Origin of the sequence: Cupriavidus pauculus, from assembly GCF_008693385.1 — a bacterium.
Classification (GTDB): domain Bacteria; phylum Pseudomonadota; class Gammaproteobacteria; order Burkholderiales; family Burkholderiaceae; genus Cupriavidus; species Cupriavidus pauculus_D.
On record NZ_CP044067.1, the window covers coordinates 866,722 to 884,824 of the forward strand.

The window sequence follows — 18,103 nt, forward strand, 5'->3', positions numbered from 1 at the left end:
CGCATCACTCCAGCGTGATGTGCATCTCGCCGGCCAGCTTGCGGACGTTGCCGACGTAGCTCTTGAGCATGGCGTCCATCTGATCGGGCGTGCTCGACACGGCTTCGGCACCCACGCCCGCGAATACCTCCCGCACGTCGGGAAGCTCGAGGATGCGCGCCAGTTCCTTGCCGAACTTCTCGCGGACCGCCTTCGGGACCTTTGACGACACCACGGTCCCAAACCAGTCGGCGCCGTCGTAACCCGGCGTGCTCGCCTGCGGCAGCGTCGGCGTACCCGGGATAAACCTCGCGCCTTCCGGCGAACTGCTGCCGAGAATCGCGATCTGGCCGGCCTTGGCGAGGCTGATGACATTCGGTGCCGGCGCGAAGGCATAGAGAAGCCTGCCGCCAATCACGTCGTTGATGGCCTCGGGGGTACCGCGGTACGGCACGTGCGTCGCCGAGAATCCGCCGACGCGGGCGAGCATCGCGCCATGCAGATGCGCCGTGCTGCCCACGCCCGCGGAGCCGTAGTTCACGCCCTGGGGCGCTGCCTTCGCACGCGCGATCAGCTGCGCGACATTGGCCAGCTTCTGTTGGGGCGATACCACGAGGAAAGCCGGAGAGCGGCCGATCAGCCCGACGCCGGCGATGTCCCGCAGGGGGTCGTACGCCAGCGCCCGGTCCAGCGCGGCATGCACGCCGAAGGCGCTGGGCACCATCATGACGGTCTGGCCGTCGGGCTTCGCGGCCAGCAATGCGGAGGCCCCGACGATACCGCCCGCACCGGCCTTGTTCTCGACGATCACCGGCACCTTCCATGCTTCCTGGAGGTGCCGCGCCAGGACACGCGCGAGGATATCGGTGGTACCGCCGGCCGAGGCCGGGACGATGACGCGAATGGTCTGGCCCGGCGCGGGGTAAGCCGGCGCGGGATCCTGCGCGGAGGCACAGGTGGCGACGAGGGCCGCGGCGGCGGCCATCAGCCAATGGCGAGGTCTTGCAGTAAGCGACACGGGGACTCCCGGAAGACGTGAAAGATAGATGGGGACGCGACACGTGCGGCGCGTCAGGCAGAAGCCGGATCGCCCTCGTGTTGCCACCAGTGGGAGAGCCAACCCGCGGTGCCGCCCCGCGCGACGAGATCGCGCAGGATTGCCGGCATCGGTGCGAGGCCGAAGCTCGTACCGCGCGTCTGATTGACGAACAGGCCCGTGGCGAAATCGACTTCCAGCAGGTCCCCATCCTCACAGAGATCGAGGATGCCCGGATTGGGTGCGAGCACCGGAAGACCTTCTCCCAGTGCCGCGCGATAGGCTTGCACGGGCATGGATTCGCATACCAGTCCGAGCCCCAGTGCACGCATCGCGATGTAGCCGGGCACTTTCGGCCCCATGCCGAAGCGTTTGCCCGCCACCACGATATCGCCGGGACGGCATCGCGTGGAGAATCCGCTGCGGATCTCTTCGAACAGGTGCGGTTTCAGGACTTCGGGATCGGTTTCGCGCGCGGTAACGAAGTGCGCGGGGACGATGCCGCCAGCGTGCGGCACATCGTCGCCAAACTTGTGGCAACGGCCACGCAGTACCCATTCGAACTTAGACATAGCTGGTCTCCAGTCGCTCGAGCAAGGCGGCATCCGCGGTGGCGGTGCGTGGGTCCGAGATTCGTCCGGCCAGTGCCGACGCCGCGACCGTTGCCGGACTGCCGAGATAGAGGCTGGCATCTCGCGGCCCGAAGCGGCCCTTGTTGCTGTTGGTCGCGGTGGAAATCGAGACCTCTCCCGAGGCGAGCGGACCTACCACGGCGTCGTTGCAGGGACCGCATCCCGCGGGCAACACGATCGCGCCAGCATCGAGGAACACCTGCATGAGCCCGTCCGCGACGAGGCGCGTGGTCGAACGTTCCGAACCCGGCACGACGAACAGGCGCACGCCGTCGGCCAGCTTGCGGCCCTTGAGTATGCTGGCGGCGATGATCATGTCGTCGTACATACCGGATCCACACGAGCCGATAAAGGCGTGGTCCACGGGCGTGCCCACCGAGGCCGCGACATCGGCGGCGTTCGTCACGTCTCCGGGCGGCACGACCTGCGGACCCACCTTCGAGAGGTCGATGGCCGCCTGCGCCTCGTACCGGGCGTCCGCGTCGGGAAAGACCGGCTCGAATGGCCGCTTTGCGTGCGTCCCGCAGTAGCGCAGGATCTCGTCGGAGGGCGGCACGAAGACGCCCGCGGCGCGCATCTCGGTCGGTGTGCTGCAGAGCGCGACGCGCGCACCGAGGCCAAACTGATCGAGATCGCCGGCCAGCTCGAGCACACGGTAGTCGAGATCGAACGGAATCCGCCCGGCCTTGATCTCGCGAGCGAGATAGAAGCCGACATCGCGTGCGTACACGCCCGGCGACAGGCGCCCCCGCAGTTCCAGGCGGACACTGCGCGGCACCGTGATCCAGGTCGTCCCCGTGGCAAGTACCCGCGCGATCTCGTTACCGACACGCAGGCCCACCGCGCCGACCGCGCCGGCATTCGTCGCGTGGGTGTCGTTGTCGAAGTAGAACATGCCTGGCAGAACGAGCCCCTCTTCCATCGGGAAGATATGGCCGTGCCCGCCTCGGCCGGCATCGTAGAAGTTCTGAATCTTCCAGCGCTTGACCGCCTTGCGGTTGTACGCCCCGCGCTCGGCAGCCCGCGCGCTGCCGTAGAGGACGTCATGGTCGCTGACAACCATGGTCTTCTCGGGGGCATGAATCCGGTCGATACCGATGGCGTCCAGCGTCTGCTTCGCTTCACGCAGCAGTCCGTCATGGATCATGACCATGTCAGGATCCGGAAACAACAAGGCGTCGGCCTCGACGCCGTCGCGGTGCATGGGATCGCGGCTTACGCGGCCCATGATCTTCTCTATCGCTGTGTACCCCATTGGCGCCTTCCCATGCATGTCGTTGGTATGACACGACTCTAGGGTTCGCGCAGCGATTAGTAAATTATGGGGATGTCATGGCGACATTACGATTCTTTATACGCGCGATCGCCGGGCACGGCGCGCGTCAGCGAGTCCTGCCGAAGGCCGCATCCATCGCTCGCGCCCGCCATCGGCCCGGCGTCGTGCCCGTGGCCTTGCGGAACACGTTGGTGAAATGCGCTTGCGAGTGGAAGCCGGTATCGACCGCGATGGCCGCCAGCGCGAGCTGGCCTTCCGATAGCAGCCGCTTTGCAATTTCGAGCCGGGCTTCCGTCAGGTAGGTATGGGGCGTCATGCCCGTCGCCAACAGGAATTGCGCGGCGAAGTGCATCCGGCTGAGCCCCACGTGGTCCGCCATGGCCTGCAGCGAAATCGCCTCGGTGGCGTTGGCGCTGATAAAGTCGAGGGCCTTGCGCAGGCGCCATGCCTGCAACCCCAGGGACCTGTCTGGCGTGCGCGTCGATTGCAGTTGCGCGCGGACAAGATACGCCACGACGGTCCGGCATGCATGGTCGATGAACAGCGCGGTCGAGGGATCCTGCAGGCTCGCCGCTTCGGCCAGCGCGCCGACGAAGCGCCCCAGGATCGGATCCGCGCGAAAACAAGGGTCTTCGAGCGCGAAGCCATCCGGTACGTCCTGCCCGCAGCGATGCAGCGTGTCACGCATCATGGCGGTGGGGACATACAGAATCACCGACTCCATCGGTCGCTCGACGCGGCACCGTAACCGCTCGCCCGGCGGCGTCACCTGCGCGGCGCCGAAATGCCCGCCGCGCGTGAAGGCGCCGCTCCCTCCCATATAGCAGTCCACCATCGTGTCGGATAACAAGACCTCGATGGTGTAGTAGCGCTCCAATACCGGCGATGTAAGCATGCGCGGTTCGCGGCGACGGTCGCTCCACCGCCCCCATGCGCAGGAAAATACGCCCGACCCGGGCAACACACGCGTATTCCCCCGCCACTCGGCTTCGGCGTCGGTAATGGGCAAAGGTGGGATATCGGCGTCCATAGGCAGGGCTTATAGGTGATGCGCCCAACCATTTTCGTAAGCGCTTCGCCGCAACGCAATATCGCCCGACGGGGTGGTCGATAAGCTGCGCTTATAGGACGTGGCAACCTCAGGCAACCTCAGGCGGCCATCTTCGCGGCAAGCGCGGAAGACTCCTGCGCGAGTTGCACGCGCATCTGGCGAATGACGCCCTTGGCGTGTTCGGACAGCGGCGCTCCCGCGCGAAAGGCGATGACGCTATTCAGCACCACGTCGACGGAGAGCGGCCGGATGGTCAGTCCTCTCTGCATGTAGTCGGCGGCAACGAGCGGATGGGATACGCCGACGCCCACACCGGCCAGTGCGAGTTCGCAAACCGTGTGCGAATTGGGTGTCTCGACCAACGGCTTGAGAAAGACGCCGCTCTCGCCGAACTGGTTCTCCAGCGAGATGCGCGTCGGGTCCGCCGAATTGAGCGCGATGAACGGTTGCCGTTCCAGGTCTCGGGGTGTCACCGTGCGCCGGCGCGCGAGCGGATGGCCGTCGCGCATCACGACTACCGCGCGCAAGTGCGCGAATGGTGAGTGTTCGAGCCCCGCCATGGACAGGCCGGCCGCCATCAGGCCGAACTCGACCTTGCCGGCCGACACCGTCTCGTGGACCTCATGCGTGTTCATCACCTGGAGCGATATCTGCACCCCGCGCTTTTCGGCTTCGAAGGCGGCGATCGCGCGCGAGATGAAGCCGAGCCCGAACGCCGGATTGATGGCGACGGTCAGGCGTCCGAGCCCGTACGAGCGCAGGCTGCGTATGCGATGTTCGATGTATTCATATCCGGCGAAGAACCGATCCACGTCGCTCATGAGCGCGCTGGCGGCGGAGGTGGGTTCGAGCCGCCCGCGCGTCCGCGCGAACAGGCTGACGGCGGCAGCGGTCTCGAGCTTGCGGATTGCCTGGCTCACGGCAGGCTGGGAAACGCCCAGCAACACTGCCGCCTTGCTCATGCTGCCCGACGTCATGACCGCACGGAAGATCTCGATCTCGCGAATGCCCATGTTCCTCAGTTCCCGCTGTGATGGCGTGGGCATTAGCTTACCTCAGCGCAGACTGCCGCTATCGTTCAGAGATCGAGCAGCAGGCGTGCGCCGCCGCCGGAAGACGGGTCGGCGGGCACGGCGCAGCAGATGAGCGCTTCGTCCTCCTCCGTGCGATAGCCAGGGGCGACCGCATAGGCCACGGCGCCTTCGACGATTTTCGTACGGCAGGTGCCGCAGGTGCCCCCACGGCAACTGAATTCGGGACTGAGCCCGCGCGACTCCGCGAGATCCAGCAGGGAGCCGCCGCCGGGGCTCCAGCGTGCCTCCTTGCCGGAGCGGACGAACGCGACCGGCGTGGACGTTTGCGCGGCGCTTCTGACCGGTCCCGCGGCAATCGGGCCAGCGCTGGCGTCCGGTCGCCGGGTCAGGCCGGACGGCCCAAATGCTTCGGCATGGATCCGTGCGTCGGCCACATTGAGATCGCGCAATCCATCGTAGGTGGCCTGCATGAAACCAGGGGGGCCGCACAAATAGAAGTCGTAGTCGTCGAACGGCAGCGTACGGCGCAGCACCGCAACATCGATGCGCCCGGCGATGTCGTAGTCCTTGCCTTCCACGGCGTCTTCCACCTCCGACAGCACACGCACGCATCGCACCTTGCCTCCGGACGCATCGACAAGGCCACGCAGTTCCTCGGTGAACGCGCGCTCGCCGAGCGACCGCGCGGCGTGGAACATCCACGCCTCGCGGACCCTGCGCTTGCGTAGTCCTTCGTACACCACGTGCCGCAGCATGGCGAGCAGCGGCGTGACGCCGACGCCAGCGGCGAGAAATACGGCCGGCCGGCGCTCGGCCGCATCGACGACGAATTGTCCCGCAGGCGCGCGAGCCTCGATCACGCTGCCCACGCGCAGCGCGTCGTGGAGATAGGTCGAGACGACGCCCTCCCGCTTTACGCTGATCCGGTACCGGCCGTCCGACGGCGCCACGGAGATCGTGTAGGTGCGGATGACGGGCTTGCCGCAGGCGGGCGGCGTGACGCGGATGGGCAGATGCTGTCCCGCCGCGTGCGGGATCATGCCGGCGGCATCATCTGGCTCGAGGTGGAACGAGCGGATCGTGGAGGATTCGTCCACGATGTCCACGACGCGAAACGGCCGCCATGCGTTGGCCAGCGCCGCGGCTTTCAGGCGCTCGGCGGCCTGGTCCCAGCTCCCGGTCATCAAAGAGTTCGGCGACCATCCGTTCTCCAGGAACGTCCAGCGCACCGGCAGGGCATCGGGCCGGTACACGATGTGCTGCGGCGTGAAATGCCATAGCCGCTCGGCACCCTGGAAGGCGCCGATCTCGGGGTCGTCGAGCGAGACCGAAGCGGTGCCGCTCAACTGGAGCATGTCGCCCGTCTCGAAATCGACAAAGGTGACGCCCGCGCGCGGGTTGACGAGGAAGTTCCCGAGCGTGGCGAAGAACAGGTTGCCCGCGAAATCCGGCACGGTGAGCCTGCCGTTCTCGTCCACGCGCACGAAGCCGGCCTTGCCGCCCCGGCTCGATACATCCACCTGTCGCGGGCCGCCATGCTCGCCGCCATGCTCGCCATCTGTGTACGACGCGACGAACATCATATCCGCCGCGCCGATCAGCGAGCGTTCGCGCGGGCCAAGCGCGGCCATCCGCTCCGCTGGCGCCGGCGATGGCGTCGACGGATCCCGCGCAAACGCCGGCGCTCGCAGCTGGATGTACTGGGGGCAGTTGCCAAAGCTCTGGGCCACCGTCACGTCGAATCCCGTGTCGGTCCGGTTGGCCACCGCGCCGTTCATGCGGTTGCGGCGGCGCGTATGGAACTCCACGCCGAGCAAGCCGATGCTGGCACCGTCAGCCAGCCCCACGCTGGCGGGATCGCGCGGATCGGTGACGACATCGACGCGCAGCGACGTGCTCGTCGGCGACTGAATGAAACCTGCCTGACCGGCGATCACGGTGGCCCAGGGAAGACCGTCGGCATCCACGGCGCCCACCACCAGAAACGGCAGTCCCGCGAAGAACTCGCGGTGCTGGTCCGGCATATAGTCGCGAATCACGCGGCGTCCGACATCGCGCATCCGTTCTGCGACGCCGAGCTGGCGCTGCATCGAAAGCTCACCCGCATGCCAGGGCGAAGCCGGCTCGCTACCGTTGTCCATTGCCATCGTAGGCCTCCGTCGGCTTCTGTCTTCACTGGTTGGCGGTGAGCCCCACGGGCGTCCGGTCGAACGCGATGAATCCCGGCAGCGATTCGATCCGCTGCAGCCAGCCATTCACGTTTCGATAGGCAGACAGATCGACGTTGCCTTCCGGCGCGCGCGCGATGTAGCCATATAGCGCCACGTCGGCAATCGTCGGATGGCCGAGCGCGAGAAAGGTGTTGCCTTCCAGTTCCGCCTCGATCAGCTTGAGAATCGCGTGCGAGCGCGCGATGACTTCGTCGGCGTTATAGCGCGCACCGAATACGGTGATCAGCCGCGCGGCGGCGGGACCGTAGGCGATTTCGCCTGCCGCAATGGACAGCCAGCGATGCACGGCGGCAGCCTGCAACGGCGCCTCCGGCAGCCAGTCCGTCTTGCCGAGCTTCTTGGCAAGATAGACGAGAATCGCATTCGAATCCGCGATGACGTCGCTGCCATCGACGAGAACCGGCACCTGCCCGAAGCGGTTCAGCCTCAGGTATTCGGGGGACTTGTGCGCGCCGGCCGCGAGGTCGACTTCGATGGGCTCGTACGCCGCACCCAGCAGCGACAGGAGAAGGCGCACGCGGTGCGAATGGCCGGACAGGTGATGGTAGTAGAGCTTCATGGCAGGCGATCTCCGAGAGGGTTGAGCGCGCCGCACGGCGTGCGTGGCGCGAGCACAAGACTATTGCGCGCGGCCACGCCCGGTATTGCAACTTCGCACGAACTCCATCGGGATGTGCGGAAGACGATCTCTCCCCCCTGCCCTGCGGATGCCCTTTATCCCGCCACCGGCTTAGGCACCACGCAGTGCGCGCTGCCACGTTATTCGATCTTCGCGCCGGATTCTTTGATCACCCGAGCCCATCGGATCGATTCGCTCTTCATGTAGTCAGTGTATTGCTGCGGCGTCCCGCCCAGGATTTCGGAGCCTTGGTCCTGCAGCTTGGCACGCACCGACTTGTCCTGCAACGCATGAGCGGTGGCATCGCGGAGCTGCGCGACGATGGCATCGGGCGTGCCCTTCGGTACGAGAATGCCCTGCCATGCGCCCATCACCAGAGCGTCCAGGCCAGTCGCTTCCTTGATGGTGGGCACGTCCGGAAGGATAGGCGTGCGCTTGTTGCTCGTGATCGCCAGCGCCTTCAGCTTGCCGGCCTTGATATGCGGCGTGGCCTCGTTGAGCGGCAGGAACATGAACTGCGTCGCGCCTGCAATCAGGTCCGTAATGGCGGGCGCGCTGCCCTTGTAGGCGACGTGCGTTGCCTGGATGCCCATCTCCTTGGCGAAGAGCGCACCGCCGAGATGGAGCAAGGCTCCCGCACCGGACGATGCGTAGTTCAATTTTCCGGGATTGGCTTTCGCGTTGGCGACGAGCTCCTTGACGTTGTTCACGGGCAGGTTCGGCGTCGTAACGAGGACCAGCGGGATGTTGGCGGTCAGGCTGATCGGCACGAAATCCGTGAATGCGTCGAACTGGACGTTCTGGTACAGCGACGGCGCGAGCACGATGGCCGAGGTACTGTAGAAGATCGTGTAACCATCGGGCGCCGCGCGCTTGGCCTCCGTGGCCGCGATATTGCCTCCGGCGCCGGGCTTGTTGTCGGGGACGATCGATCCGGAAAGCTGAGAGGCCAGTCCCTGTGCGACGATGCGGGCGTTGATATCCGCTGAACCGCCGGGCGGAAAGCCCACCAGCATCCGCACGGGCTTGTTCGGGTACTTGTCTGCGGCATGGGCGGGAGGCACCGCGAACGTCGTGGCAAGGATCGCTGCCGTTGCGGCGAGATAGAGGGTACGCATGTTCCGTCTCCGAGATTCTTTATCGTGGTGATGCTTTTTTGTCGTTATGCAGCGTGCCGGAGGAGCCATTGAAGCGCGTCTTCAAGCGACGGGTTCTCTCCCACCGGGCTGGCTTCGATCGACGCGGCGGTGCTGGCGAAGCGAGCCTCCACGCCGGGCAGCACGAGGGATGTCAGTCCCGCCCCGCGCAATTCCTTCTGTGCTTCCACCACTTCGTGCGTACGGCGTCGCGCATGAATCGTGTGTGTGCGCACGAGCATGTTGATGAAATCTTCGAGCGGACTGTCGTCGATGTCCTTCAGCACGCCATACAGCTTTGCGCGCACGCCCTGCTTCTCCGCCGCCATCAGCAGTTCCACCGCAAGCGCCTCCATCCCCTTGGTGAACACGCTGCGCAGGACCTTCAACGAGATGGCATCGCCTGCAGCACCGCCCTCGACGACGCGCGCATTGCCGCCCGAACGCTGAATCAGTGACGCAAAGTCGTCCGCGGCATCGCCTGCGCACAGCAGCGGCGTCTTCGACAACGCCAGCGAGATCGCGCCCATGACTGCGACGTCCGCATAACCGATGCCCTGGGCCTTCGCGCGCACGGCCGCCACGCGCTTGTCCGCGGGGCTGGCCGTCGTCAGATCGGCATAACGCGCCCCGAGCTTCATCTGCCCGAAGCACTCCCCTGCCACATCGAGCGCCACGGCGCCGAACACGCACGACAGCACCCAGTCCGCATCGGCAAGCCAGGGACCAATCTGATCGTGAACAACGAGGTCGAAGCGCGTGGCGAGCTCACGGCCTGCCTGCGACAAATGGGTGTCGCAGAACTGGAAGGTGGTGCCCGGAATCGTGGCGAGCGCGCTGACGTAGCAGCGGCCGACTTCGCCCAGGCCGATGATTGCAATGTTCAAGACTGCCTCCTTGCTAATGAAGCCAAAGAGTACAAAAAAAATACAGTCAGAACAACGGCAATTCTAGATTTGCAGGGTAAACGTGGAAGATTTCGCGCTCGTCACACGGGGCGGCGTGCGTGGCAGACCCCGAATTGTTCTATTTTTGTATGCCATCCGTACGGGACTCGAAGCTGTCCAGCCGCCGGCTCATGAACCGCTGGTTCGACACCAGCAGATGAACGGACATGAGCTGCTCGGCCAGGTCGCCATCATGCAGCTCGACCGCCATGGCGATATCGCGGTGGTGCTGCAGACTGCGTAGCAGGTCGTCGTATTCGTAGAGGAAGAACGAGCGTGTGATGATCGGCATATCGATCATGGTCTCGAGGATCGTCTTCAGCCGCTGGGACCCCGCGGCATCGAGAATCAAACGGTGGAATCGACTGTTCGCGGCCTGCACCGCCTCGATGCCGCGCTCGGAATCGCGCGCCCCTTCGATCGCGCCGGCCATCTCCTGATTGCATTGCTTCAGGCGCGCGACGGCGGACGCATCGGCCCGCTCCGCCGCCAGCCGTGCGGCAAAGGGTTCGAGGCGAATGCGCAGACGGAACATGTCCTCGATATCCCAGCGCGTGAACCCGGCGACGAACACACCGCGCCCGGCCTCCTGCACGGCAAGGCCGTCGTCGATCAGTCGCTTGAGGGCGGCGCGCACTGGCGTGCGGCTTACGCCGATGTCCTCGGCGATGTGCTCCTCCTTGAGCTGCGTGCCCGCCGTGTAGTGCCCCGCCACGATTCGCTTCTTCAGCACTTCGTAGGTCTGTTCGCTGCCTTTTTTCATCACGTTTCTGATTTTCCTGACGCGAGTCTCGGGGTCACTCCCCACAGGACCGCATCGAGCGGCCCGCGCCGCAATGCTACCAAATGCGGCGCGCTGCGCTGCGCGGCAAGTGGCGCGCACGGCGATGCTGTACTTTTTATGTACACAAACCGCGTCGAGCCGATGCTACCACCGCATTCACCCGCGCCTTTTTCCACGTTTACCCGCATCGAGACAACTTATCCTTGAACCAGATTGTTTTTATTTTGTACTATGCGCACATCGCCAGCACACAGCATTCACTTTGAACGGAGACGACATGTCCACCAGCGCGCAACAGATCGACCGCCTCAAGGCATTGGGCACCGCCACCATCCACGAAGCGCAGGGCCAGAAAGGCGCGCTCGATTCGGGGCTCAAGCCCCTGGACCCGACACGCCGCATGGCCGGCCCGGCGGTCACCGTGGATATCCGCCCCGGCGATAACCTGATGATTCACTACGCCCTGACCAAGACGAAGCCCGGTGACGTGCTCGTCGTCGACGCCAAGGGCTTTCTCGAAGCAGGTCCCTGGGGCGACATTCTGACCCTCGCCGCGCTCGAACTTGGCCTTGCGGGTCTTGTCGTGAACGGCTCGGTCCGCGATGGCAACGCCATCATCGAGATGGGTTTCCCCGTGTTCTGCCGTGGGCTGTCCATCAAGGGCACCGGCAAGAACCAGCCTGGCAAGGTCAACGTACCGTTGCACTTCGGCGGCACCCAGATCCATGCCGGCGACATCATCGTGGGCGACCGTGACGGTTTGGTGGTGGTCTCTCCCGATGAGGTCGAGAGCGTCATCGACAAGAGCATCGCGCGCGAGGAAAAAGAAGAAGCCATGCGCGTTGCACTGAAGGAAGGCAAGACGATGGTCGAACTGCTCAAGCTCGGTGAAACCCTGGAGCGCTTCGGCCTCCGTTGACGTTGCCACGCGCCCCGCGGCGGGCGCGCCCTCTTGCATCCATCGAGCGCTCACAGAGGCGCCTTTCCCAACCATCACGGAGACATTCATGCACATCCTGATGCGCATGCTGGTAGCGCTTGCCCTGAGCACGACCGTATCGACTGCCGCGTACGCCGCGGAATACAACGGCCCTGTCCGCATCGTCGTACCATTCGCGGCGGGCGGCGCCACTGACGCGCTCGCTCGCCTGCTCGCGCCCGGCCTCGCCAGGGAGCTGGGCCACACGGTGGTCGTGGAAAACCGCCCGGGCGCGAGCGGCCAGATTGGCACCGCTTACGTCAAGAACGCACCGGCCGACGGCTCCGTGTACCTGCTTGCCCTCGACCACTCCGTCGTGATCGTCCCGTTGATCACACCGACGGCCGGGTATGACGCCCTGCGGGACTTCACGGCCCTCGGTACCGTCGCCCGCTTCCAGTGGGTGCTCTCCGTGCCGGCCACCAGCCCCGCCACGACGCTTCAGCAGTTCATGGCGCTCGCGAAGGACGACCCAGGCAAGCGCAACTACGGTGTGCCGCTGATGGGCGGAATGCCGGATCTCATCGGCAGCAGCGTCGGCAAAAAGGCAGGCGTTGCGATCGAAGCCATTCCTTTCAACGGGTCCGCGCTGATGATGCCGCAACTCATCGGAGGCCAACTCGCCTCTGGCGTGACCGGCTCTCCGGAAGCGGTCACCATGGCGCGCGCGAAGAAGGTGCGCCTGCTCGCGGTCACGGGCGACAACCGTTCTCAACTGCTACCCGAGGTCCCGACCTTCGCCGAAGCCGGCGTGCCGGGCCTGAACCTCAACAGCTTCAACGCGTTCTTCGCGCCGAAGAACCTGCCCGCGGCGATCGCGGACAAGTTCAACGTCGCCTTGCGCAAGACGCTTGCCGACCCGGACGTACGAAAGCAGGTCAGCGACATGTCGCTGGATCTGGTGGAGTCTTCGTCGATTCCTGACGCCAGATCCGAACTGGAACGCACCTACCGGTTCTGGAACACCACGGCGGCAGCCAGGCGCTAAGCCGCCTACGAACCAGGAGGCGTCACGCAATGACGGACAGCGTTCCTCACTCGGCAGGTACTGACGCACCGGCGTTCGTCATGCCCGACAACGCCTGTGACTGCCACATGCATATCTTCGACCCAGCGCTCCCCTTTGCGCGGAACGCGGTGCTGACGCATGGTGGCGCGACGCCAGCGCAATACGAACGACTTCGCACGCGTCTTGGCACGCGCCGCAATGTGATCGTCCAGCCGTCGTCGTATGGTACCGACCACCGGGCCACGCTCGCGGCATTGCAGTATTTCGGTCCGTCGGCGCGCGGCGTGGCGGTGGTCACGCCGGACACTTCCGACCGCGAACTGGAACAGCTCGCCGCCGCCGGCGTGGTCGGCGCACGCCTCAATCTCGTTCAGAAGGGCGCGACCGACATCACGATGGCGAAGCCCCTGGCCGCACGGCTTCGCCGTCTTGGCTGGCATCTGCAGGTCCACATGCTGCCGGATGACTTCCTGCAGGAAGTCGATCCCCTGCTGGGGCTTGGTGTCGACATCGTCGTCGATCATTTCGCCCGCGCCTGCACCGAACCGTCGCTAGCGCCACTGATGGCCCGGGCCGTCAACAAGCTGCTCGCCAGCGGCCACGGGTGGCTCAAGCTATCCGGTGCCTACATGGCGGTGCCCCACGGCAGCCCCGACCTGCATCGGCTCGACGATTTCGTCGCGAGCCTCGCCGACCGCTTCTCGTCGCGGCTCGTATGGGGTACCGACTGGCCGCATGCCACGGAGTCGGCCAAGCCCGACGATGCCGCACTCGTGAACCTGCTCTCGCGCTGGTTCCCGCAGCCGGTGCGGGACAGCATCCTCGCGACGAACCCTGCCCTGCTATACCGCTTCGACACGTAGCGCCCATCCCGGAGAAGACGCCCGGCCGCGAGTATCGGGACCTGTATTGGCATCCGCATCGGCACCCTGCGTCGCGCCCGCTTCGAGCTTGAATACCCTGACCGCTTCGGCCAGCGTGCGCGCCTGCTCCTGCATCGACTGCGTCGCCGCGGATGCCTGCTCCACCAGTGCGGCGTTCTGCTGGGTGACCTCGTCGATCTGCACGATCGCGTGGTTCACCTGCTCGATCCCCGCGAACTGCTCACGCGTGGCTGTCGTGATCTCGCCCATGAGGTCCGTTACGCGCCTGACGCCCGAGACAATCTCGTCCATCGTGACCCCCGCCTCCCCGACCAACCGATTGCCGTGATCGACCTCCGCCACGGAGTCGTCGATCAAGGTCTTGATCTCCTTCGCCGCGGCTGCCGATCGCTGGGCAAGCCCTCGCACCTCGCCCGCCACGACGGCAAATCCCCGCCCTTGCTCGCCGGCCCGCGCGGCTTCCACCGCCGCGTTCAGGGCCAGGATGTTGGTCTGGAACGCGATACCCTCGATGACGCCGATGATGTCCACGATTTTCCTGGAGGACGCATTGATCGATCCCATCGTTTCCACGACCTGCGACACTACGGCCCCGCCCTTCATCGCGACGTCGGAGACCGTTACCGCCAACGCGTTAGCCTGCCTGGCGTTCTCGGCGTTCTGGCGAATCGTGCTGGTCAGCTCCTCGATCGACGCCGTCGTCTCTTCCAGCGAAGCAGCCTGCTCCTCGGTACGCGACGAAAGCTCGAGATTGCCCGCGGCGATCTGACTCGATGCCGTGGCAATGGTGTCGGTGCCGTTACGCACATCGCTCACGATCCGCGCCAGGCTCCCCTGCATGATTTCCATCGCATTCAGCAGGCTGTCTTCCGCCGACCCGCCTGCAGCGCGGATGGTGCTGGTCAGGTCGCCGGCCGCGATGCGGTGCGCAACCTCGACCGCATAGGCCGGCTCGCCGCCCAACTGCTTCCTGATGCTGCGCGAGATAACAAACGCCATGCCCAGCCCCAGGAGCACCGCCAGGCCGCCGAGGATCAGCACTTGCTGCTGCGATGCGCGCGACAGGCGAAGGATGTCTTCACTCATGCTTGCACTACGCGCGGAGTGATGGGCGGTCATTTTCCCGATGGCGGCCACGTATGCGCTCAATGCCGGTTCCAGGCTCGTGCGCATCAGATTGCGGGCACTCGCTTCGTTGACGGCCTTTTCCTTGAATACGCGGTCCCGCGCGGCGATATACGCACTACGCTTCTCCGCGATCATGGCGAAGAAGTCGTGCTCCTCGGTCTCTTGCGCGAGGGACTCGAGCCGCTTCTGGATCTCGCTGATCCTGCTGCTGGTTTCCTTGATCTGCGCCTGAATCTGTTTCTGCCGCTCCGAATCCGTAGTCTCCACGAGAATCATGGTTCGAGCGCCATTCACATTGGTGCTGGCGGCCCATTCGGATGCCAGGCGCTCCTTCACGAGCACGTCGTTCATCATCGTGGAGATGTCCCCGGAGCTTGCATGCAGGCGCCACCACGCAATGCCGACGATGATCGCCAGCAGTACGAGTACAAAGAAGAACCCTGCCACCAACCGCGTACCGACCCGTGTGTCCGCCAATTTCATCAAATACTCCTCAGAGAGTCTCCGCTCGGAATGGACAGGGAGTTTCTGAGACTAGACCTTCTCGGATATAGGCGGGTCAATAGTTGTTTGCACCGATCAATTGACGCAGTGCACATGCCGTACGCTGCCGGGTTGTGGCGTCCCTCTCCTCGTGCCCCCTCACTTGACGCTTTCCATCGCGCCCGCCCGGGCGGCCTGGGCGTCCGCTATGAGGCGGTAGGCCGCATAGTATTTGAAGATGTTTCGCACATACGTCGTCGTTTCGATACCGATGTTCTCGGCAACGACGATCTCCACGTTGTTGAACCACCGGTCCGGGTCCAGCCCGCGCTCCTTCGCTTCGGCGCGCATCTTCGAGATCTTCGCGGGTCCCGCGTTGTAGCTGGCGAAAGCAAAGAGCGACCGGTTGGTCCCCGAGAAGTGGGCGTCCGGGAAGTAACGCGTCATGAGCCGATCGAGATACTTGGCGCCGGCGTGGATATTCGACTCGGTGATCGTGATACTGCCCACGTTCAGCTCTTTGCCGGTGGCGGGCATGATCTGCATGATGCCGATGGCGCCGACGTGACTGCGCGCGTTCTGATTCAGCTGCGATTCCTGGAAGCCCTGTGCCGCCAGCATCAGAGGATCGAAGTCATACTGCTTGCCGTACTTCTCGAAGAGCGCGACGGTATCTCCGAAGCGCTTGATCTCCGCTGCGTTCGTGTTGTTGGAGATCTGCTTGATGACCTTCATGTACTGCTTGAGCCTGTACGCGGCAATCCCCTGTTTCTTGATGTAGTTGACGTAGAAGTCCGTGAGCACGGCATTGAGCTGCGGGCTGTTCTTGCGGAATGCCCAGCCGATATAGCCCGACTCCCTGACCGCCAGATTCTCGTGCACCTTGATGTTTGGCAGAATCTGCGCCCACGTGCGTGCCTTCCAGTCATCGACGACCAGTATCTGCAACGTGCCCGCGTTCAGCATTTCCAGGGCGTCTTCGTCTTCCAGCGCCTCCGGCAGCGCCACCAGCCGAATCGGCGGTTTGCCGGCCTGCCGGAACCGATCGTTCAACGCCGTCAGGCTTTCATGGTAACTGCTGCTCGGGCGCACGTGCACGGTCTTGCCCGCGAGGTCGTCGAGTGCGTTGAGCACCGGCGATTTCGGCCCCGTGATCACGAGTTCCTGAACCGGTTTGCTATCTTTCGCGACGACGAAGTCGGCCTGCTTCGCGCGTGCGTCGGTCACGGTCAGATTGCCTGCCGCAATGTCGCCCAGCCCCGCGCTCAGGTCCGGCAGCAGACGCTCACGCGTGACGGGAATGATGAAGACGGTGATCGGCCGCTTGTCGAGCCGGCTGGCATAAGCCTTGTTGATATAGCGCTCGAAGTCGCGGACATTGTCCGCCGTGACACCGCGCTCCCGGCCCTTGTCATTGAAGTACAGGGTTCGGCTATAGGGGACCAGCACGCGAATGACGCGACGTTCCATCATCGCGTCGAAATCGCCCTGCCATGGCTTGTTGGTCAGGCTGAGCTGGCGTGCGGGCGATTGCGGCCGCTGCGCGGCCGGGGGCTTGTCTTGCTGCGCTGCGGCGCGCGCCACGGTGAGCTCGCCGCAAAGGCCAGCCACTGCCACAATCAAGCTCGTGACCAATGAAGCGCAACGAATGGCGTGCATGTCGCCCCCCTGCTTTCAAGACTGGCTAGCCTGACTGTGTTGTAGTTGATTTCCCGGGGCCCGTTTGTACATTTTGCACGCGGGCCCGGCGGGCATCCCCCGCAGCCCTCAACTCCGCAGGAATGCCAGCAGATCCTGATTCAGCTGGTCCTTGTGCGTTTCCGCCAAACCGTGCGGAGCGCCTTTGTAGATCTTCAGGGTCGCGTTCGGCACCAGTTTCTTCGAGGCGCGGCCGCCGACGTCCAGCGGGACCATCTGGTCGTCGTCGCCGTGGACAATCAGCGTCGGCCTGTCGAACTTCTTCAGGTCCGCGGTGAAGTCGGTTTCCGAGAAGGCACGGACCGATTCGTAGGTGTTCTGCAATCCACCCATCATGCCCTGCATCCACCACGATTCGATCAGGCCCTGCGACACCTTCGCACCCGGGCGGTTGAACCCGTAGAACGGGCCGCTGGCAATGTCGCGGAACAGCTGGGAGCGATCGGCGATCATGCCCGCGCGGATCTTGTCGAAGACTTCGATCGGCACGCCGCCGGGGTTGGCGGGCGTCTTGACCATCAGCGGGGGCACCGCGGAGATCAGGCCGATGCGCGCCACGCGCGAGGTGCCGTGGCGGCCGATATAGCGCGCCACTTCGCCGCCGCCGGTCGAGAAGCCGACCGCGGTGACGTGCTTCAGGTCGAGCGTGTTGATGACCGTCGCCAGATCGTCGGCGTAGTGGTCCATGTCGTTGCCGTCCCACGGCTGGCTGGAGCGGCCGTGGCCGCGCCGGTCATGCGCGATGACGCGGAAGCCGTTCGCGGCGAGGAAGTACGCCTGGCTTTCCCAGCTGTCCGAACACAGCGGCCAGCCATGGCTCAGCGTGACGACGGGACCGTTCTTCGGGCCCCAGTCCTTGTAGTAGAGATCGACGCCATCGGCGGTCGTGATGGTGCTCGCGGTGCGCTTGGCGCCAGCCCCGACGAAGGCCACGCCCGCGGGCGGCGCAAAGCTGCCGCGTTCGGCTGCCATCGAGGCGGCAGGCACGACCGCCGCGATCATCGCGGCGGCGCTGCCCTTGATCAGATTCCGACGGTTCGCATCGTGCGACGGGGTGATGAGTTCAGGCTTCAATTTGCATGCTCCGGGTGAGGATGGCACCAAGGTTGAACGGCGCTGAACGAATCGTAAAAGGGAGGTGGCTCCTGTCGGTAGCGCCGCGCGGATCGACAAACCGTTGCCAGAAGCGCACCAATC

At 64.8% G+C, this 18,103-nt stretch carries 16 protein-coding genes; 3 read left to right on the forward strand and 13 right to left on the reverse strand.

The features are described 5' to 3' along the window. Positions 1-4 precede the first annotated feature (4 nt). The 10 genes from FOB72_RS22220 to FOB72_RS22265 all read right to left on the reverse strand — a co-directional run bounded on the left by FOB72_RS22220 (position 5) and on the right by FOB72_RS22265 (position 10,704). Positions 5-964 carry a tripartite tricarboxylate transporter substrate-binding protein gene (locus tag FOB72_RS22220; protein ID WP_150374865.1) on the reverse strand — a complete coding sequence of 320 codons (960 nt, stop codon included), beginning with the start codon at positions 962-964 and terminating at the stop codon, positions 5-7. 86 nt (positions 965-1,050) lie between these two features. Next, positions 1,051-1,587: a hypothetical protein gene (locus tag FOB72_RS22225; RefSeq protein ID WP_150374866.1), complete on the reverse strand. Its 537-nt coding sequence runs from the start codon at positions 1,585-1,587 to the stop codon at positions 1,051-1,053. Next, on the reverse strand, positions 1,580-2,875 hold the full coding sequence (locus FOB72_RS22230; protein ID WP_191002379.1) for a 3-isopropylmalate dehydratase large subunit: 1,296 nt from the start codon (positions 2,873-2,875) through the stop codon (positions 1,580-1,582). The genes FOB72_RS22225 and FOB72_RS22230 overlap by 8 nt, the downstream gene beginning before the upstream one ends. 154 nt (positions 2,876-3,029) lie before the next feature. Further along, complete coding sequence (locus FOB72_RS22235) at positions 3,030-3,818, reverse strand: helix-turn-helix domain-containing protein (RefSeq protein WP_223851745.1); 789 nt, start codon at positions 3,816-3,818, stop codon at positions 3,030-3,032. Positions 3,819-4,072: 254 nt separating this feature from the next. Continuing rightward, positions 4,073-5,020 carry a LysR substrate-binding domain-containing protein gene (locus FOB72_RS22240; RefSeq protein ID WP_223851746.1) on the reverse strand — a complete coding sequence of 316 codons (948 nt, stop codon included), beginning with the start codon at positions 5,018-5,020 and terminating at the stop codon, positions 4,073-4,075. Positions 5,021-5,052: 32 nt separating this feature from the next. Continuing rightward, positions 5,053-7,155 (reverse strand): pyridoxamine 5'-phosphate oxidase family protein, encoded by a 2,103-nt coding sequence (locus FOB72_RS22245; protein ID WP_223851747.1) that lies wholly within the window; start codon positions 7,153-7,155, stop codon positions 5,053-5,055. Positions 7,156-7,180: 25 nt separating this feature from the next. After that, complete coding sequence (locus FOB72_RS22250; RefSeq protein ID WP_150374868.1) at positions 7,181-7,798, reverse strand: glutathione S-transferase family protein; 618 nt, start codon at positions 7,796-7,798, stop codon at positions 7,181-7,183. 200 nt (positions 7,799-7,998) lie between these two features. After that, positions 7,999-8,976, reverse strand: a complete 978-nt coding sequence (locus FOB72_RS22255; RefSeq protein ID WP_150374869.1) for a Bug family tripartite tricarboxylate transporter substrate binding protein — start codon at positions 8,974-8,976, stop codon at positions 7,999-8,001. A gap of 44 nt (positions 8,977-9,020) precedes the next feature. Beyond that, positions 9,021-9,881 carry an NAD(P)-dependent oxidoreductase gene (locus FOB72_RS22260; protein WP_150374870.1) on the reverse strand — a complete coding sequence of 287 codons (861 nt, stop codon included), beginning with the start codon at positions 9,879-9,881 and terminating at the stop codon, positions 9,021-9,023. 139 nt (positions 9,882-10,020) lie between these two features. Further along, positions 10,021-10,704 carry a GntR family transcriptional regulator gene (locus FOB72_RS22265; protein ID WP_150377329.1) on the reverse strand — a complete coding sequence of 228 codons (684 nt, stop codon included), beginning with the start codon at positions 10,702-10,704 and terminating at the stop codon, positions 10,021-10,023. A 298-nt stretch (positions 10,705-11,002) separates the two neighbouring features. Between FOB72_RS22265 and FOB72_RS22270 the strand changes: the two genes are divergently transcribed. The 3 genes from FOB72_RS22270 to FOB72_RS22280 all read left to right on the forward strand — a co-directional run bounded on the left by FOB72_RS22270 (position 11,003) and on the right by FOB72_RS22280 (position 13,576). Continuing rightward, on the forward strand, positions 11,003-11,644 hold the full coding sequence (locus FOB72_RS22270; RefSeq protein ID WP_150374871.1) for a 4-carboxy-4-hydroxy-2-oxoadipate aldolase/oxaloacetate decarboxylase: 642 nt from the start codon (positions 11,003-11,005) through the stop codon (positions 11,642-11,644). An 88-nt stretch (positions 11,645-11,732) separates the two neighbouring features. Continuing rightward, positions 11,733-12,692 carry a Bug family tripartite tricarboxylate transporter substrate binding protein gene (locus tag FOB72_RS22275; protein WP_223851748.1) on the forward strand — a complete coding sequence of 320 codons (960 nt, stop codon included), beginning with the start codon at positions 11,733-11,735 and terminating at the stop codon, positions 12,690-12,692. Positions 12,693-12,799: 107 nt separating this feature from the next. Next, a complete protein-coding gene (locus FOB72_RS22280; protein ID WP_191002380.1) occupies positions 12,800-13,576 on the forward strand; it encodes an amidohydrolase family protein in 777 nt (258 codons plus the stop codon). Here the strand turns inward: FOB72_RS22280 and FOB72_RS32895 are convergent. The 3 genes from FOB72_RS32895 to FOB72_RS22295 all read right to left on the reverse strand — a co-directional run bounded on the left by FOB72_RS32895 (position 13,556) and on the right by FOB72_RS22295 (position 17,908). Then, positions 13,556-15,208 (reverse strand): methyl-accepting chemotaxis protein, encoded by a 1,653-nt coding sequence (locus FOB72_RS32895; RefSeq protein WP_150374873.1) that lies wholly within the window; start codon positions 15,206-15,208, stop codon positions 13,556-13,558. The two genes, FOB72_RS22280 and FOB72_RS32895, sit on opposite strands and share 21 nt — an antisense overlap. Before the next feature lie 159 nt (positions 15,209-15,367). Further along, on the reverse strand, positions 15,368-16,867 hold the full coding sequence (locus tag FOB72_RS22290; protein ID WP_150374874.1) for a lytic transglycosylase F: 1,500 nt from the start codon (positions 16,865-16,867) through the stop codon (positions 15,368-15,370). A gap of 108 nt (positions 16,868-16,975) precedes the next feature. Further along, positions 16,976-17,908: an alpha/beta fold hydrolase gene (locus tag FOB72_RS22295; RefSeq protein WP_150377331.1), complete on the reverse strand. Its 933-nt coding sequence runs from the start codon at positions 17,906-17,908 to the stop codon at positions 16,976-16,978. Positions 17,909-18,103 lie beyond the last annotated feature (195 nt).

What these genes read in the sequence shown, in the direction of transcription:
- FOB72_RS22220 (WP_150374865.1), bottom strand. Translation starts at nt 964, where the DNA reads ATGGCCGCCGCCGCGGCCCTCGTCGCCACCTGTGCCTCCGCGCAGGAT.
- FOB72_RS22225 (WP_150374866.1), bottom strand. Translation starts at nt 1,587, where the DNA reads ATGTCTAAGTTCGAATGGGTACTGCGTGGCCGTTGCCACAAGTTTGGC.
- FOB72_RS22230 (WP_191002379.1), bottom strand. Translation starts at nt 2,875, where the DNA reads ATGGGCCGCGTAAGCCGCGATCCCATGCACCGCGACGGCGTCGAGGCC.
- FOB72_RS22235 (WP_223851745.1), bottom strand. Translation starts at nt 3,818, where the DNA reads ATGCTTACATCGCCGGTATTGGAGCGCTACTACACCATCGAGGTCTTG.
- FOB72_RS22240 (WP_223851746.1), bottom strand. Translation starts at nt 5,020, where the DNA reads ATGCCCACGCCATCACAGCGGGAACTGAGGAACATGGGCATTCGCGAG.
- FOB72_RS22245 (WP_223851747.1), bottom strand. Translation starts at nt 7,155, where the DNA reads ATGGCAATGGACAACGGTAGCGAGCCGGCTTCGCCCTGGCATGCGGGT.
- FOB72_RS22250 (WP_150374868.1), bottom strand. Translation starts at nt 7,798, where the DNA reads ATGAAGCTCTACTACCATCACCTGTCCGGCCATTCGCACCGCGTGCGC.
- FOB72_RS22255 (WP_150374869.1), bottom strand. Translation starts at nt 8,976, where the DNA reads ATGCGTACCCTCTATCTCGCCGCAACGGCAGCGATCCTTGCCACGACG.
- FOB72_RS22265 (WP_150377329.1), bottom strand. Translation starts at nt 10,704, where the DNA reads ATGAAAAAAGGCAGCGAACAGACCTACGAAGTGCTGAAGAAGCGAATC.
- FOB72_RS22270 (WP_150374871.1), top strand. Translation starts at nt 11,003, where the DNA reads ATGTCCACCAGCGCGCAACAGATCGACCGCCTCAAGGCATTGGGCACC.
- FOB72_RS22275 (WP_223851748.1), top strand. Translation starts at nt 11,733, where the DNA reads ATGCACATCCTGATGCGCATGCTGGTAGCGCTTGCCCTGAGCACGACC.
- FOB72_RS22280 (WP_191002380.1), top strand. Translation starts at nt 12,800, where the DNA reads ATGCATATCTTCGACCCAGCGCTCCCCTTTGCGCGGAACGCGGTGCTG.
- FOB72_RS32895 (WP_150374873.1), bottom strand. Translation starts at nt 15,208, where the DNA reads ATGAAATTGGCGGACACACGGGTCGGTACGCGGTTGGTGGCAGGGTTC.
- FOB72_RS22290 (WP_150374874.1), bottom strand. Translation starts at nt 16,867, where the DNA reads ATGCACGCCATTCGTTGCGCTTCATTGGTCACGAGCTTGATTGTGGCA.
- FOB72_RS22295 (WP_150377331.1), bottom strand. Translation starts at nt 17,908, where the DNA reads ATGATCGCGGCGGTCGTGCCTGCCGCCTCGATGGCAGCCGAACGCGGC.